Below are 15228 nucleotides of genomic sequence, written 5' to 3' on the forward strand. Positions count from 1 at the left end.
GCGGCGCGGCGCCGGCCCGCCCGCGCCGCACGCGCATTCCGGCCATCCCGCCGGCCACCCCCGCTCCGTCATGACCGCCCAGTTCCCTGCCCGATTCCCGCCGCTCCTGCGCCACGCGCTCCGTCCCCTGCTGGACCCGTACCGCCGCTACCGGCACGCGAAGCTGATCCATGCGGCGCGCGTCGCGCTCGCGATTCTCGTGTCGATCGCCTTGTCCACCGGCCTGCGCGTGCCGCACGGCGAATGGTCGACGATCACCGTGCTGATCGTCGTCGGCGGACTGCAGCACCACGGCAACATCCGCAAGAAGGCGGCCGAGCGCGCGCTCGGCACGTCGATCGGCGCGCTCGCGGGGCTGGGGCTGATCCTGCTCTACTCCGTCCTGCACGCGCCGCTCGCGATCTACCTGCTGATGGCGATCGCGTGCGGGCTCTGCGCGTATCACGCGATCGGCAAGGCCGGCTACATCGCGCTGCTGTCGGCGATCACGATGGTGATCGTCGCCGGGCACGGCGACAACGAGATCGTCGACGGCCTGTGGCGCGCGGTGAACGTGCTGACCGGCATCGCGATCGCGCTGGCGTTCTCGTTCGCGCTGCCGCTCTATGCGACCTACTCGTGGCGCTACAAGCTCGCCGACGCGCTGCGCGCGTGCGCGGCCGTGCATGCGCGGCTCGCGGGCGACCGCCACGTGAGCGACGACGCGCACCTGAAGGAAATGGCCGCGCTGAGCGCGCTGCTGGTGCAGCTGCGCTCGCTGATGCCGTCGGTGTCGAAGGAATGCGACATCCCGGTCACGCAGCTCGAGGCGATCCAGCGCGGCCTGCGCCTGTGCATCGGCTATCTGGAGATCCTGTCGAGCACGGTGCCGGCCCGCGACGACCTCGCCGCGCGCGAATACATGCGCACCGAGATGAAGGCGATGAACCGGCGCATCCGCGACACGCTCGTCGGCGCGAGCCGCGCGCTCAAGTTCGGCACGCCGAGCCGGCTCGCACCGCGCCGCCGGCCGGCCGAGCCGCCGCACGACGCCCCGCCGGCGCAGTTGTCGGGCTACGTGTCGATCACGGCCAAGCTGGCCGGCGAAGTGGATCAGTTGCGCGAGAAACTGCTCGATACCGCGCAGGCGTGGAATATCTGAACCTGGAGCTTTGACGATTCGAAGGCCGACGGACGCCGGGCGCCTCAGGGCATCTTTCATTAGCCTTTCATAAAGGTGGCCCGGCATCCTGAGCGCGGATGCCGCACCGGCCGACCGATCTGGCCCCGCCAATCGGGCGTGCGCGCCGGCGCGCCTTCGCCAGTTTCGACCGCCGTCCGAGGCCGTTTCGCGCCGGATTCTCCGGCCGGTTAATCGCCCGCCAGGCCCGTCGCGACAGGCCCGAAGACGTATTGGCGCGAAAATCAGGTCTTGCCCCAACTTCCCGGACAGCCGATACTCGCATATTCCGCGAAATACGATCCCACCGGCTTCAATCCACGGTAATTCCTATGAGCACGATTCTCGAAAGCCTCCCGACCGGCCAGAAGGTCGGTATCGCCTTCTCCGGCGGCCTGGACACCAGCGCCGCGCTGCACTGGATGAAACTGAAGGGCGCCGTCCCGTACGCATACACGGCGAACCTCGGCCAGCCCGACGAAGACGATTACGACGCGATCCCGAAACGCGCGATCGAATACGGCGCAGCCGGCGCCCGCCTGATCGACTGCCGCGCGCAGCTCGTCGCCGAAGGCATCGCCGCGCTGCAAAGCGGCGCGTTCCACATCACGACCGCGGGCGTCACGTACTTCAACACGACGCCGATCGGCCGCGCCGTGACGGGCACGATGCTCGTCGCCGCGATGAAGGAAGACGGCGTCAACATCTGGGGCGACGGCAGCACGTACAAGGGCAACGACATCGAGCGTTTCTACCGCTACGGCCTGCTCGTGAACCCGGACCTGAAGATCTACAAGCCGTGGCTCGACCAGACGTTCATCGACGAACTCGGCGGCCGCGCCGAAATGTCCGAATTCATGAACCAGGCCGGCTTCGCCTACAAGATGTCGGCCGAGAAGGCGTATTCGACCGACTCGAACCTGCTCGGCGCGACGCACGAAGCGAAGGACCTCGAAAGCCTCGAAAGCGGCATCAAGATCGTGAACCCGATCATGGGCGTCGCGTTCTGGCGCGACGACGTGAAGATCGCCGCCGAGGAAGTGACGGTGCGCTTCGAAGCCGGCCAGCCGGTCGCGCTGAACGGCGTCGAGTTCAAGGATCAGGTCGAGCTGCTGCTGGAAGCGAACCGCATCGGCGGCCGCCACGGCCTCGGCATGAGCGACCAGATCGAGAACCGCATCATCGAGGCGAAGAGCCGCGGCATCTATGAAGCCCCGGGCCTCGCGCTGCTGTACATCGCATACGAGCGTCTCGTCACCGGCATCCACAACGAAGACACGATCGAGCAGTACCGCGAGAACGGCCGCCGTCTCGGCCGCCTGCTGTACCAGGGCCGCTGGTTCGACCCGCAGGCGATCATGCTGCGCGAAACGGCGCAGCGCTGGGTCGCGCGCGCGATCACCGGCGAAGTGAAGATCGAACTGCGCCGCGGTAACGACTACTCGATCCTGAGCACGAAGTCGCCGAACCTCACGTATCAGCCGGAACGCCTGTCGATGGAGAAGGTGGCGTCGACGTTCTCGCCGCGCGACCGGATCGGCCAGCTGACGATGCGCAACCTCGACATCACCGATACGCGCGACAAGCTGCGCGTGTATTCGCAAGTCGGCCTGCTGACGCCGGGTGAAGCGTCGGCGCTGCCGCAGATCAAGGGAGACGACAAGTAAGTCGCTTCGTTCGACGCCGGGGCGCGTAGCCGATACGCGCTCCGGCCGGGCAGGCCGCATGTGCATCGGTGCACGCGCGGCCTGCTGCTTCTTCCTCCGCTTCTTTCCCTTCCTGCTCTACTCGCGCCACCGCGTCACGCGCAAACGGCGCTGCAAGGCTACGGCAATCGTGGCAAGCTGCCAGTCGTCCGATTTCCGGCCCGGCTCATGACTTCCCTCACCGTCATCCACCTGAACGGCCCGATCAACAGCGGCAAGACGACGATCGGTCGCGCACTCGCGCAGCGACTGCCCGATGCGCGCTTCATCGACGGCGACGATCACGACGCGCCCGACGACACCCCGTTCGACGTGCAGTGGGCGATCGCGCTGGCGCGCCTCGTCAAAGAGATCGCGCAGGCACGCGAACGTCATCTGGTGATCGCCTATCCGATCGGCGACGCGGAATTCGACCGGCTGCGCGCAGCCTGCGACGCACGCGACGCGCGCCTGTTCGTCGTGACGCTCGCGCCGCCGGAAGCGATCGCGGCGTCGGATCGCGGCACGCGCGCGCTGACGGACTGGGAGCGGCAACGTATCGCCGAGATGTATCGCGAAGGGTATGCGGCGCGCGCGTTCAGCGATTGCTTCGTCGACACGTCGAAAGCGTCGGCCGATGCGTGTGCGCAGGAGATCGCACGAAGCGCGCAATCGCCGAACGTGTAGCGGGGAAACCGGCGCGCGCGAGGGGCGGAAGTCGCGTCACACCGCGTAGTGGGCAAAGGCCTCGCGCACGCGAGCGCCGGCACCCTCCGCACAGTCGCCACGTCCGGCAACACGCGCTGCCTGCAATTCAATGATGATGCCGCACCCCCGGCACGACCTGCTCGCGCGCCCCCTTGCGGCTCAGCATGAGCGTGACGACCGCCGACACCGCGAGCGTGCCCGCCACCACGTACAGCCCGGCCGCATAGCCGCCCGTCACGTTCTTCAGCCAGCCGATCGCGAACGGCCCGACGAAGCCGCCGAGGTTGCCGATCGAGTTGATCATCGCGATCCCCGCGGCCGCGCCGGCGCCGGACAGGAACGCGCTCGGCATCGCCCACAACGGCGCCTTCGCGGCGCTGATCCCGATGTTGACGACGACCAGCGCGAGCACGGTCAAGAGCGCGGTGCTCGCCTGCCCCGCGAACACGAAGCCGATGCACGCGAGCACGCACGGAATCACGACATGCCACGTGCGTTCGCCGGTGCGATCCGAATGCCGCGCCCAGCCGATCATCGCGACGACCGCGGCGATGCTCGGGATGCCGGTCAGCAGGCCCGTCTGCCACGCGGTGAAGCCGAACTGCCTGACCATCAGCGGCGCCCAGAGGCCGAGCGTATAGAGCCCCGCCGACGTGCCGAAGTAGATCAGCGCGAGCGCCAGCACGCGCGGGTCGCGCAGCGCCTGCCACGCGCCGGCCGTGTGCCCGGCATGCGCGTGCCGCGCGTCGGCCTCGGACTTCAGCTTCGCGACCAGCCAGTCGCGCTCGTCCGGCTGCAGCCACGCGGCCTTCGACGGCGCATCGGTCAGGCACGTCAGCACGACGAAGCCGAGCAGGACCGCGGGCAGCGCCTCGACGATGTACAGCATCTGCCAGTCGGCGAGCCCGAACAGCGGCGGCATCTGCATGATCGCGCCCGACAGCGGCGAGCCGATCGCGGTCGAGATCGGCGCGGCCGCCATGAACCACGCGGCCGCCACCGCGCGCTGCTTCGCGGGAAACCACAGGCTCAGGTACAGGATGATGCCGGGGAAGAAGCCGGCTTCCGCGATGCCGAGCAGGAAGCGCAACACGTAGAAGCTCGTCGGCCCGGCTGCGAACGCGGACACCGCCGACACGATGCCCCACGTGATCATCACGCGCGCGATCCAGATGCGTGCGCCGACGCGATGGAGAATCAGGTTGCTCGGCACTTCGAACAGAAAGTAGCCGATGAAGAACAGGCCGCCGCCGAGTCCGAACGCGGTCGGCGACAGGCCGATCGCCTTGTTCATCGTCATCGCCGCGAAGCCGACGTTGACGCGATCGAGAAAGCTGACGAAGTAAAGCAGCATCACGAACGGAATGATGCGCCACATCAGTTTCCGCGCGACGCGGGTTTCCAGATCCGCTTGCATGTGTCTCCTCCTTCGAGGTCGAGTCGCGCGCTGTCCGCGCGGGCTCGGTGGGTACCGCCGGCATCACGACGAAGCGTGCGCGCCGGCGCCCGGCTCGCGTCGAATGCGCGAGTCGCGGGCAAAAAATCCGGGAGGCGGCGAACGGAAGGCGACCGGCTGCGCGTGCGGCCGTCGCCGTCCTCATCGCCGTTCTCGTTACTGTCAGGCGGCGACCGCCGCGTGCGCGACGCGCTCGCAGATGGCGGCCGTCACCTGCGCGGTCGTCGCGCTGCCGCCGAGGTCGCGCGTATGCAGCGACGGATCGGCCGTCACGGCCTCGATCGCCTGCATCACGCGCGCGGCCGCTGCCGTCTCGCCGAGATGCTCGAGCAGCATCACGACCGACCAGAACGTGCCGACCGGATTCGCGAGGCCTTGGCCCATGATGTCGAACGCGGAGCCGTGGATCGGCTCGAACATCGACGGATAGCGGCGCTCGGGATCGATGTTGCCGGTCGGCGCGATGCCGAGGCTGCCCGCGAGCGCGGCCGCGAGATCGCTGAGGATGTCCGCGTGCAGGTTGGTCGCGACGATCGTGTCGAGCGACGCCGGGCGGTTCACCATGCGCGCGGTCGCGGCGTCGACGAGTTCCCTGTCCCACGTGACGTCGGGGAATTCCTGCGCGACCTGCTTCGCGATCTCGTCCCACATCACCATCGCGTGACGCTGCGCGTTGCTCTTCGTGATGACGGTCAGCAGCTTGCGCGGACGCGACTGCGCGAGCCGGAACGCGAAGCGCATGATGCGTTCGACGCCGGCACGCGTGAGGATCGACACGTCGGTCGCCGCCTCGATCGGATGCCCCTGGTGCACGCGGCCGCCGACACCCGCGTATTCGCCCTCCGAGTTCTCGCGCACGATCACCCAGTTCAGGTCGGCCGGCCCGCAGCGCTTCAGCGGCGCGTCGATGCCGGGCAGGATGCGCGTCGGCCGCACGTTCGCGTACTGGTCGAAGCCCTGGCAGATCTTCAGGCGCAGGCCCCACAGCGTCACGTGGTCGGGCACGTCGGGGTCGCCCGCCGAGCCGAACAGGATCGCGTCCTTGCCGCGCAGCGCGTCGAGGCCGTCGGCCGGCATCATCGCGCCGTGCAGGCGGTAGTAATCGGCGCCCCAGTCGAAATCCTCGAACTCGAACGCAAAGCGGTCGCTGCCGCGGGCCAGCGCTTCCAGCACCTGCTTGGCCGCAGGCACCACTTCCTTGCCGATGCCGTCGCCGGGAATGGTCGCGATACGGTAGGTCTTCATGCTGACATCCTCGATTGATCGTGAGCGTGAACGCACTTTACCGAACTGGAAGTGTGGAAACCGGGGCTATACTCAAAGCATCTTTAACTTCAATTCATGAATCCCGTCATGGCGGATACCGTCCAGCCGGCCGATCTCGGCTTCTTCTCGACGCTGGCCGCGGCGGGCAGCCTGAGCGCGGCCGCGCGCGAGCTCGGGCTGACCGCGGCGGCCGTCAGCAAGCGGCTCACACAGATGGAGCGGCGCGCGGGCGTGACGCTCGTCAACCGCACGACGCGGCGCATGATGCTGACGCCCGAGGGCGACGTGTATCTCGACTACGCGCGCCGGATCCTCGATCAGATGGACGAACTGGGCGAACTGCTCGGCAGCGCGCGGCAGCGGCCGAAGGGGCTGCTGCGCGTGAACGCGACGCTCGGCTTCGGGCGCAGCCACGTCGGCCCGGCGATCTCGCGCTTCGTCGCGCGTTTTCCGGAGGTGTCGGTGCAGTTGCAACTGTCGGTGATGCCGCCGCCGCTCACCGACGACGCGTTCGACGTGTGCATCCGCTTCGGCGAGCCGCCCGATACGCGCGTCGTCGCGCGACGGCTCGCCCCGAACCGCCGGCTGCTGTGCGCGGCGCCCGCGTATCTCGCGCGGCACGGCACGCCGGGCACGCCGCACGAGCTGACGCGGCACAACTGCATCGGCATCCGGCAAGGCGACGAAGGCTACGGGATCTGGCGGCTGGCGAGCGGACGCGGCGCGGCGCGCAATACGGAAGCCGTGCGGATCAACGGCAACCTGACGACGAACGACGGCGAGATCGCGGTGAAATGGGCGCTCGACGGGCACGGCATCCTGATGCGCGCCGAGTGGGATATCCGCGACTACCTGGCCGACGGGCGCCTCGTCGTCGTGCTGCCCGACTACGAAACGCCGAGCGCGGATATCTACGCGGTGTATGCGCAGCGGCATCAGATGTCCGCGCGAATACGCGCGTTCGTGGATTTTCTGGCGGGGGAGCTGGGTGGGTGACGGGAGGCGGGCGCCAATGCACGCGAACGTATCAGGATCGCGGCGCGACCGGTTCGACTGATTGAGTCTGACGATGCACCGGCTGGCGGAATGCCAGTATTTTGGCGAACCGGCCCACAAATCGCCAGAATATTGGCACATCCGGACGCGCGCCCCGCCGTCACGCCGCGGCCGCCAGCCTCCCGTCGGGCTCGCACGCGGCGATCGCCGTCGCTGCCATCTGCCGCAGCGCTGCCCCAGGCACGCTCACACCGGCCCGGTCCTGCGCGGCATCCTCGAAACGCTCCGCGATCCAGTCGACGAACGCGCGCACGCCCGGCGACACGTGCCGGCGCTTCGCATAGACGGCCGACACCGAAACCGCGCCCGGCCGCCACCGCGGCAGCACTTCCTGCAACTGTCCCGCGTCGATCAGCGGCTGCGCGACGACGCGCGGCGGCTGGATCAACCCGAGGCCATGCACGCCGCACGCCAGGTACGCCTGCTCGTCGTCGACGCTGACGATGCCATCGAGCCGGATCTTGCGCACCGCGCCGTCGATCGCGAATTCGAGTTCGGCGGTGCGCTGGGCCGACGCGAACGCGCCGTTGACCGCGCGATGCCCGGCGAGCGCATCGAGCGAACGCGGCACGCCGCAGCGCTCGAGATACGCCGGGCTCGCGCAGGTCACGCGCTCGAGTGCGCCGAGCGGGCGCGCAACCAGCGACGAATCGGGCAGCGCGCCGAGCCGGATGCTGCAGTCGACCGCATCGCCGATCAGGTCGGCCGCGCGTCCGGACACGCCCAGCATCAGCACGAGTTCCGGATGACGCGCATGGAACGCGCCAAGCGCCGGCAGCACGATCGCGTCCGCCACCGCTCCCGGCAACTCGACGCGCAGCGGCCCGCTCGGATGCCGCGCCGCATTGCGCAGGCTCGCTTCGAGCTCGTCGACGTCCGCGGTGATGCGCTGGCACCGCCGGTAATACGCGTCGCCTTCCGGCGTCGCCCGCAGCGCGCGCGTCGTGCGCACCAGCAACGGCATGCCGAGCGCCGCCTCGAGTTCCTGCACGGTGCGCGTCGCGGTCGCGCGCGAAATGCCGAGCGAGTGCGCCGCGCGCGTAAAGCTGTTCATCTCGACGATGCGCGTGAAGATGCGCATCGCGCGAATCGGATTGTCCACCGGAAACTCCCGCGGAATACGGCATCACGCATCACGCGCGAACGCGACGCGGCGCATGCCTGTCAGTGAGCGAGCCGCGCCGCCGGCGCGGCGACCGGTTCAGTCGCGCGTGGCCGTGGCCGCGCGGGCCGGCGCGGCGAGCAGCTGCCGTGCCAGCGCGAGCGCCTCGTCACGATTCACCGCCGCGTTCAACGGATACCCCCAGACCTTCTCGAACGCGGCCGAGAACGCATCGAGCGCCGCGCGCCGCTGCGCGTCGGGCTCGACCGCGATCATCGCGGGAATCCATTCGCGCGATTGCGCGCGATTCGCCTTGCTCCATTTCGCGAGCTGCTTGCGCATCTCGTGATCCTGCGCATCGCGATCGTCGCCGGACGGTGCATCGTCGGTCAGGAACACGAAACGTTCGCGGCGCGCGAGCAACGCGTCGAGTTCGGCCAGCAAGTGCGCGGGATCGCTCGACGGCGAACGCGCGTAACGCAACCACACCAACGGGAATTCAGTCGTGACGATCTGCATGTCTGCCTCCAGATGAGAATGATTCTCATGTTAAGGAGCGACGCCCGTCCCGTCATTTCTCGTGCCGGCCAACCGCTTGTTCGATCCGGTCAAGCGCGCGCGTGCCGACCTGGCACGGCACGGCTCAGCACGGCACGGTCAGCGCTGCCGGTCGGTCAGGTATTGGGTCGGCGACTTGCCGGTCGCCTTGCGGAACATCGTCACGAAGCTGCTCGCGCTCTCGTAGCCGAGGTCGATCGCGATCTGGTGCACGCGGCGGCCCGCCGTCAGCATCCGCAGCGACAGCGCGACGTGCAGCCGCCGGCGCCAGTCGCCGAGGCTCATGCCGAGTTCCTTCGCGGCGAGCCGCGTGAGGCTGCGCTCGCTGACGCCGGCGCGGCGCGCGAGTTCGGGCAGCGGCGACTTGTCGGCCGGGTCGTCGAGCAGGTGATCGATCAGCCGGCGCAGCCGGCGGTCGGCCGGCATCGGCAGATACAGGTCCTCGACCGGCGCCGCGACGAGTTCGTCGAGCAGCGTCGCCATCAACCGCCCCTGCGGACCGTCGACGTCGTACAGGCTCGGGAAGCTCGCGGCCTTCAGCAGCAGTTCGCGCAACAGCGGCGACATGCCCAGCGTGCAGCAGCGCGCCGGCAGGCCGGGCGCCGCATCGGGCTCCACCAGCACCGCGTAGAACGTCGCGCCGGCCGAACCGCGCGCCGAATGCGTGACGCCGCCCGGAATCCACACCGTGCATTGCGGCGGTGCGCTCCACACGCCGCCGTCGATCTCGCAATAGATGACGCCGCTCAGCGTGTACAGCAGTTGCGCCTGCGGATGGCTGTGCCGTTCGAGCCGCCATTCGGGCTCGACGACCGAGCCGCCGAACACGACGAGCGGGCGCGGCACGTGATAGACGTCGGCGTCGGCAGCGGGGGCGGTAACGGGTGGCAGGTCGCGCATGGAACGATGGTGTCGAAAGCGGCCGGACGGCGTGCCCGCGCGGCCTTTCGTGCTTATACCAGAAAGGCGCCGGCGCGGCTGCGCGGTTCCCGGCCGGCATCGGCAGACGCGCGCCGATCCGAATACAATGCGTCGATCCCCCGCCGCCTCGCCAACCTTGCCGGAGCCGCCATGTTCGACCTGACCACGCTGGCCACCTTCACCGCCGTCGTCCTGGGCCTGTTCCTGATCCCGGGCCCCGCCGTGCTGCTCGTGCTGAGCCGCACCGTGCAGGGCGGCCGCAAGACCGGCATCCTGACCGGCCTCGGCGTCGCGAGCGGCGACTTCGTGCATACGCTGTTTGCCGCCGTCGGGCTGTCGGCGCTGCTGATGACGTCGGCGCTCGCGTTCAACGTCGTGAAGCTGGTCGGCGCGGCCTACCTCATCTACCTCGGCGTGCGTGCGCTGCTCGACGGGCCGTCCGATCCGTCGCTGCCGAAGGTGCCGCCCGTCACGCCGCTGACGGCGTACCTGCAGGCGATTCCCGCCGAAGTGCTGAATCCGAAGACCGCGCTGTTCTTCCTCGCGTTCATGCCGCAGTTCGTGCATCCGGAACGCGGCTCGACGTTCGTGCAGTTCGCGGTGCTCGGGCTGATCTTCGTCGTGCTCAGCTCGCTCTATACGACGCTGATCGCATGCTCGATCCGTCCGCTCGGCCGCGTCGTGAAGCGGCTTGCGTGGCTCACGCGCTGGCAGGGAAAGATCATCGGTTCGATCTTCATCGCGCTCGGGCTGCGCGTCGCGGTGCAACAGCGCTGACGCGGGTTTCGCGTGACGTCCGACGCGGCGGCCGCCGGCGAAATCCTCTATGCCGATCCGCGCCTCGTCGCGGTCTACGACCGGTTCAACGCCGGCGATCGTGACTTCGCGTTCTACGCATCGCGCCTCGGCACCGGGCGGCAACGGATTCTCGATCTCGGCTGCGGCACCGGCACGTTCGCGCGCCGGCTTGCGGCGGCCGGGCACGACGTCGTCGCGATCGACCCCGCACCCGCGATGATCGACCATGCGCGACGCCAGCCGGGCGCCGGCGCGGTGCGCTGGCTCGCGTGCGATCTCGGCGGCCTGCCGCCCGGCGCGCCGTTCGATGCCGTCGTGATGACCGGGCACGCGTTCCAGTGCCTGCTGACCGACGCGGAGATCGACGCGACGCTGTGCGGCGTGCGGCGCGTGCTGGCCGACGGCGGGCGCTTCCTGTTCGAGACCCGCAATCCGCGTGTCGAGCCGTGGCTCGGCTGGACTCCGGCGGCGTCGGCCACCCGCATCGATTCGCCCGAATTCGGCAGCGTCGAACTCCATCATGCGGTGACCGCGGTCGACGGTCCGATCGTGTCGTTCGACACGGTCTACCGCTTTCATCGTGACGATACGCAAGTGAAGAACGCGAGCCGGCTGCGCTTCATCGCGCAACCCGACCTGCAGGCGCGTGTCGCGGCCGCCGGCTTCTCGTCGGCCGACTGGTGCGGAGACTGGAACGGTGCGCCGTTCGACGACGCGGCCAGCGCGGAGATCATCGCGATCTGCCGAGCGTGAATGGTGGAACATCGTTCACGCGCGGCTACCGTGCAGCGAGCACTCCGCGAATCGAGTCGACCCGGTCGCGTCGTACCCCGATTCGGCCAACGCACGTCGGCCGGCAGCCAGTGAAGAAAAAGACAAGAATAGATGGAAGCATCATGCGTTCAAGAGCTTGCGCCGGACGACTGAAGGGGCGATCGAAGGTGAAGCAAATGAGTAACGATGATTTTCAGGTGATGGAACTGGCGAACGGCAAGCCGGTGAAGATGTGGACGCAAGGCGTCGCGGTCGAGGACGACGCGCGCACGCAACTGCGCAACACCGCGCAAATGCCGTTCATCTTCAAGCACGTCGCGGTGATGCCCGACGTCCACCTCGGCAAGGGCTCGACGATCGGCAGCGTGATCCCGACGAAGGGCGCGATCATCCCGGCCGCGGTCGGCGTCGACATCGGCTGCGGGATGATGGCCGCGCGCACGACGCTCACGGCGGCGGACCTGCCGGACGCGCTCGGCGGGCTGCGCAGCGCGATCGAACGCGCGGTGCCGCACGGCCGCGCGCCGGGCCGCCGCGATCCGGGCGCATGGGGCGATCGCACGCCGGCCGCCGTGACGGAGTCGTGGAAGTCGCTGCTGCCGGGCTTCCAGCGGATCGTCGGCAAGTATCCGAAGCTGGAAAAGACGAACCACTACGCGCATCTGGGCACGCTCGGCACGGGCAACCACTTCATCGAGGTGTGCATCGACGAAGCGGATCGCGTGTGGTTCATGCTGCACAGCGGCTCGCGCGGCGTCGGCAATGCGATCGGCAGCCTGTTCATCGAACTCGCGCAGGCCGACATGCGGCAGCACATCGCGAACCTGCCGGATCGCAACCTCGCGTATTTCACCGAGGGCAGCCGGCACTTCGACGACTACGTCGAAGCGGTGGGCTGGGCGCAGGACTACGCGCGCCGCAACCGGCAGGCGATGATGGACGCGGTGATCGGCGCGGCGCGCGGCGTGATCGCGAAACCGTTCGCGGTCGACGAGCACGCGGTGAACTGCCACCACAACTACGTGCAGCGCGAACGCCACTTCGGCGAGGACGTGCTCGTCACGCGCAAGGGAGCCGTATCCGCGCAGAAGGGACAGCTCGGCATCATTCCGGGTTCGATGGGCGCGAAGAGCTTCATCGTGCGCGGGCTCGGCAATCCGGAGAGCTTCTGCTCGTGCAGCCACGGCGCCGGCCGCGCGATGAGCCGGACCGAAGCGAAGCGCCGCTTCACGGTCGACGACCAGGTCAAGGCGACGCGCGGCGTCGAATGCCGGAAGGACGCGGGTGTCGTCGACGAGATCCCGATGGCCTACAAGGACATCGATGCGGTGATGGCGGCGCAGCGCAGCCTCGTCGAAGTGGTGCACACGCTGCGTCAGGTGGTGTGCGTGAAAGGATAGCGCGGCGCGCGGCCGAAGGCCGGGCGGCCGCGCTCGATGAAAGATCCGTGGCCGCGACCGTATCGCACGTCCGGTGCGGCCGACGACCGCGGTGATGCGCCACCGTCACGTCACGCGCCGACGATCGAGATCGAAAACCCGTCCCAGCCCTTCAGCCCGACCGTCTGCAAGGCGGTCGTCGTGAGGTTCGGCTCGGCGACGATCCGCGCGAACCCGTCGCGCACGCCGACGACGTCCGGCTCACGGTTGTCCGGATCGGCCACGCGCCCGCCTCGCACGACGTTGTCGACGACGATCACCGTGCCGGGCCGCGACAGTTTCAGCGCGGCGTCCAGATAAGCGGCGTTGTTGTCCTTGTCCGCGTCGATGAAGATGAAGTCGAACGGCGCCTCGCCCGCATCGACGAGCCGCGCGAGGCTGTCCTTCGCGCTGCCGACCACCACCGACACGACATCCGCGAACCCGGCGCGCGCGATGTTCCGCGTCGCGACCTTCGCGTGATCGGGGTTCAGTTCGAGCGTCACGAGCCGGCCGTCCGGCGGCAACGCGCGCGCGAGCCAGATCGTGCTGTAGCCGCCGAGCGTGCCGACTTCGAGGATGCGCCGTGCGCCGCGAATCGTCGCGAGCAGCTGCAGCAGCTTGCCCTGGTTCGGCGCGACGTTGATCGCGGGCAGCCCGGCCGCGTCGCTCGCCGCGAGCGCGGCGTCGAGCGCGTCGTCGGTCGGCACGAGCGTCGCGGAGAAATACGCATCCACCTTGTTCCACTGATCCTGGTCCATCGCGCCCCCTTCATCCGAGGAAAAACGCATTCTATGCGCGGCGGCCCCATAAGCAACAAACCATTCGTTCTAAGGACGGCAGCGCACCTGCTTCTATAATCGCTCGACCACGACAACAACAGATGGAGCACTCATGACCGATCAGGCCTCTTCGAACTGGCGCCTCGAAACCATCGCCGTGCACGGCGGCTATCGCCCCGACCCGACCACGCGCGCGGTCGCGGTGCCGATCTACCAGACCGTTGCGTACGCATTCGACGACACGCAGCACGGCGCAGACCTGTTCGACCTGAAGGTCCAGGGCAACATCTACACGCGGATCATGAACCCGACGACCGACGTGCTCGAACAGCGGATCGCCGCGCTCGAGGGCGGCATCGGCGCACTGGCGCTGGCGTCGGGCCAGGCGGCCGTCACGTACGCGATCCAGACGATCGCGGAAGCCGGCGACAACATCGTGTCCGCCAGTTCGCTGTACGGCGGTACCTACAACCTGTTCGCGCATACGCTGCCGCAATACGGCATCACGACGCGCTTCGCCGATCCGCGCGACCCCGCGTCGTTCGAGCCGCTGATCGACGCGCGCACGAAGGCGATCTTCGCGGAATCGGTCGGCAATCCGCTCGGCAACGTGACCGACATCGCCGCGCTCGCGGAAGTCGCGCATCGCCACGGTATCCCGCTGATCGTGGACAACACGGTGCCGTCGCCGTACCTGCTGCGTCCGTTCGAACACGGCGCGGACATCGTCGTGCACTCGCTGACGAAGTATCTCGGCGGCCACGGCACGAGCCTCGGCGGCGCGATCGTCGATTCGGGCAAGTTCCCGTGGGCGCAGCACGCGGACCGCTTCAAGCGGCTCAACGAGCCCGACGTCAGCTATCACGGTGTCGTCTACACCGAAGCGTTCGGGCCGGCCGCGTATATCGGCCGCGCGCGCGTCGTGCCGCTGCGCAACATGGGCGCGGCGATCTCGCCGTTCAACGCGTTCCAGATCCTGCAAGGCATCGAGACGCTCGCGCTGCGCATCGAGCGCATCAGCGACAACGCGCTGAAGATCGCGCAGCATCTCGCGCGCCATGAACACGTCGAATGGGTGAACTACGCGGGGCTGCCCGATCACCCGGATCATGTGCTCGTCGCGCGCTACCTGTCGGGCCGCGCGCCCGGCATCCTGACGTTCGGCGTGAAGGGCGGACGCGACGGCGGCGCGAAGTTCCAGGATGCGCTGAAGCTGTTCACGCGGCTCGTCAACATCGGCGACACGAAGTCGCTCGCGACGCATCCGGCCTCGACGACGCACCGCCAGCTGTCGCCGGCCGAGCTCGCGAAGGCCGGCGTGAAGGAGGAAACGGTACGGCTGTCGATCGGCATCGAGCACATCGACGACCTGCTCGCCGATCTCGACCAGGCGCTCGCGCAGCTGTGAGCCGATGCGGGCGTGCCGACACGCCCGCTTCAAGGTGTTCAATCCCCGGTTCGCGATGGATCGCGTCGCATACCATCGAATGCGTGACGGGTGATGCCCGTTGCGAACCACGCAAGCGTATCGCTGTCGCACGGCAC

The 15228-nt window shown here is 68.6% G+C and carries 14 protein-coding genes; 8 read left to right on the forward strand and 6 right to left on the reverse strand.

Annotated features, from left to right (window positions below; translation table 11 throughout):
* Positions 1-70: 70 nt before the first annotated feature.
* The 3 genes from DIE12_RS27935 to DIE12_RS27945 all read left to right on the forward strand — a co-directional run bounded on the left by DIE12_RS27935 (position 71) and on the right by DIE12_RS27945 (position 3531).
* A complete protein-coding gene (locus tag DIE12_RS27935) occupies positions 71-1141 on the forward strand; it encodes an FUSC family protein (RefSeq protein WP_124488804.1) in 1071 nt (356 codons plus the stop codon).
* 350 nt (positions 1142-1491) lie between these two features.
* The gene (gene argG / locus DIE12_RS27940) at positions 1492-2826 is read left to right on the forward strand and encodes an argininosuccinate synthase (protein WP_044848086.1); all 1335 of its coding nucleotides are present in this window, start codon (positions 1492-1494) and stop codon (positions 2824-2826) included.
* Between the two features lie 207 nt (positions 2827-3033).
* The gene (locus DIE12_RS27945) at positions 3034-3531 is read left to right on the forward strand and encodes a shikimate kinase (protein ID WP_124488805.1); all 498 of its coding nucleotides are present in this window, start codon (positions 3034-3036) and stop codon (positions 3529-3531) included.
* 127 nt (positions 3532-3658) lie between these two features.
* Here DIE12_RS27945 and DIE12_RS27950 read toward each other — a convergent pair whose 3' ends face one another.
* Both DIE12_RS27950 and DIE12_RS27955 read right to left on the reverse strand, forming a co-directional pair.
* A complete protein-coding gene (locus DIE12_RS27950; RefSeq protein ID WP_124488806.1) occupies positions 3659-4969 on the reverse strand; it encodes an MFS transporter in 1311 nt (436 codons plus the stop codon).
* Positions 4970-5170: 201 nt separating this feature from the next.
* Positions 5171-6253 (reverse strand): tartrate dehydrogenase, encoded by a 1083-nt coding sequence (locus DIE12_RS27955; protein WP_124488807.1) that lies wholly within the window; start codon positions 6251-6253, stop codon positions 5171-5173.
* Between the two features lie 108 nt (positions 6254-6361).
* On the opposite strand from DIE12_RS27955, the gene DIE12_RS27960 reads away from it, so the two are divergent.
* Positions 6362-7270, forward strand: a complete 909-nt coding sequence (locus tag DIE12_RS27960) for a LysR substrate-binding domain-containing protein (protein ID WP_124488808.1) — start codon at positions 6362-6364, stop codon at positions 7268-7270.
* A gap of 160 nt (positions 7271-7430) precedes the next feature.
* Here DIE12_RS27960 and DIE12_RS27965 read toward each other — a convergent pair whose 3' ends face one another.
* The 3 genes from DIE12_RS27965 to DIE12_RS27975 form a co-directional block, all read right to left on the reverse strand.
* Positions 7431-8432, reverse strand: coding sequence for a LysR family transcriptional regulator (locus tag DIE12_RS27965; RefSeq protein WP_124488809.1), 1002 nt, complete (start codon positions 8430-8432; stop codon positions 7431-7433).
* 99 nt (positions 8433-8531) lie between these two features.
* Entirely contained in the window at positions 8532-8951 is a 420-nt protein-coding gene (locus tag DIE12_RS27970; protein WP_124488810.1) for an ATP--cob(I)alamin adenosyltransferase, read from the reverse strand.
* Between the two features lie 138 nt (positions 8952-9089).
* On the reverse strand, positions 9090-9890 hold the full coding sequence (locus tag DIE12_RS27975) for a helix-turn-helix domain-containing protein (RefSeq protein ID WP_124488811.1): 801 nt from the start codon (positions 9888-9890) through the stop codon (positions 9090-9092).
* Between the two features lie 171 nt (positions 9891-10061).
* Between DIE12_RS27975 and DIE12_RS27980 the strand changes: the two genes are divergently transcribed.
* The 3 genes from DIE12_RS27980 (at position 10062) to DIE12_RS27990 (ending at position 12883) form a co-directional block, all read left to right on the forward strand.
* Entirely contained in the window at positions 10062-10688 is a 627-nt protein-coding gene (locus tag DIE12_RS27980) for a LysE family translocator (protein WP_044848096.1), read from the forward strand.
* Between the two features lie 12 nt (positions 10689-10700).
* Entirely contained in the window at positions 10701-11462 is a 762-nt protein-coding gene (locus DIE12_RS27985; RefSeq protein ID WP_124488812.1) for a bifunctional 2-polyprenyl-6-hydroxyphenol methylase/3-demethylubiquinol 3-O-methyltransferase UbiG, read from the forward strand.
* 197 nt (positions 11463-11659) lie between these two features.
* Positions 11660-12883 (forward strand): RtcB family protein, encoded by a 1224-nt coding sequence (locus DIE12_RS27990; protein WP_124488813.1) that lies wholly within the window; start codon positions 11660-11662, stop codon positions 12881-12883.
* A gap of 110 nt (positions 12884-12993) precedes the next feature.
* Here the strand turns inward: DIE12_RS27990 and DIE12_RS27995 are convergent, their stop codons facing one another.
* Positions 12994-13662: an O-methyltransferase gene (locus DIE12_RS27995; protein ID WP_044848099.1), complete on the reverse strand. Its 669-nt coding sequence runs from the start codon at positions 13660-13662 to the stop codon at positions 12994-12996.
* A 133-nt stretch (positions 13663-13795) separates the two neighbouring features.
* Here DIE12_RS27995 and DIE12_RS28000 point away from each other — a divergent pair, with 133 nt between their 5' ends.
* Positions 13796-15091: an O-acetylhomoserine aminocarboxypropyltransferase/cysteine synthase family protein gene (locus DIE12_RS28000; protein ID WP_124520338.1), complete on the forward strand. Its 1296-nt coding sequence runs from the start codon at positions 13796-13798 to the stop codon at positions 15089-15091.
* The last annotated feature ends 137 nt before the right edge of the window (positions 15092-15228 follow it).

The sequence above is a fragment of the Burkholderia sp. Bp9015 genome, from assembly GCF_003853505.1.
Classification (GTDB): domain Bacteria; phylum Pseudomonadota; class Gammaproteobacteria; order Burkholderiales; family Burkholderiaceae; genus Burkholderia.

Coding starts and splice junctions, on each gene's coding strand:
- DIE12_RS27935 (WP_124488804.1), top strand. CDS start 71: ATGACCGCCCAGTTCCCTGCCCGATTCCCGCCGCTCCTGCGCCACGCG.
- argG (WP_044848086.1), top strand. CDS start 1,492: ATGAGCACGATTCTCGAAAGCCTCCCGACCGGCCAGAAGGTCGGTATC.
- DIE12_RS27945 (WP_124488805.1), top strand. CDS start 3,034: ATGACTTCCCTCACCGTCATCCACCTGAACGGCCCGATCAACAGCGGC.
- DIE12_RS27950 (WP_124488806.1), bottom strand. CDS start 4,969: ATGCAAGCGGATCTGGAAACCCGCGTCGCGCGGAAACTGATGTGGCGC.
- DIE12_RS27955 (WP_124488807.1), bottom strand. CDS start 6,253: ATGAAGACCTACCGTATCGCGACCATTCCCGGCGACGGCATCGGCAAG.
- DIE12_RS27960 (WP_124488808.1), top strand. CDS start 6,362: ATGGCGGATACCGTCCAGCCGGCCGATCTCGGCTTCTTCTCGACGCTG.
- DIE12_RS27970 (WP_124488810.1), bottom strand. CDS start 8,951: ATGCAGATCGTCACGACTGAATTCCCGTTGGTGTGGTTGCGTTACGCG.
- DIE12_RS27975 (WP_124488811.1), bottom strand. CDS start 9,890: ATGCGCGACCTGCCACCCGTTACCGCCCCCGCTGCCGACGCCGACGTC.
- DIE12_RS27980 (WP_044848096.1), top strand. CDS start 10,062: ATGTTCGACCTGACCACGCTGGCCACCTTCACCGCCGTCGTCCTGGGC.
- DIE12_RS27990 (WP_124488813.1), top strand. CDS start 11,660: ATGAGTAACGATGATTTTCAGGTGATGGAACTGGCGAACGGCAAGCCG.
- DIE12_RS27995 (WP_044848099.1), bottom strand. CDS start 13,662: ATGGACCAGGATCAGTGGAACAAGGTGGATGCGTATTTCTCCGCGACG.
- DIE12_RS28000 (WP_124520338.1), top strand. CDS start 13,796: ATGACCGATCAGGCCTCTTCGAACTGGCGCCTCGAAACCATCGCCGTG.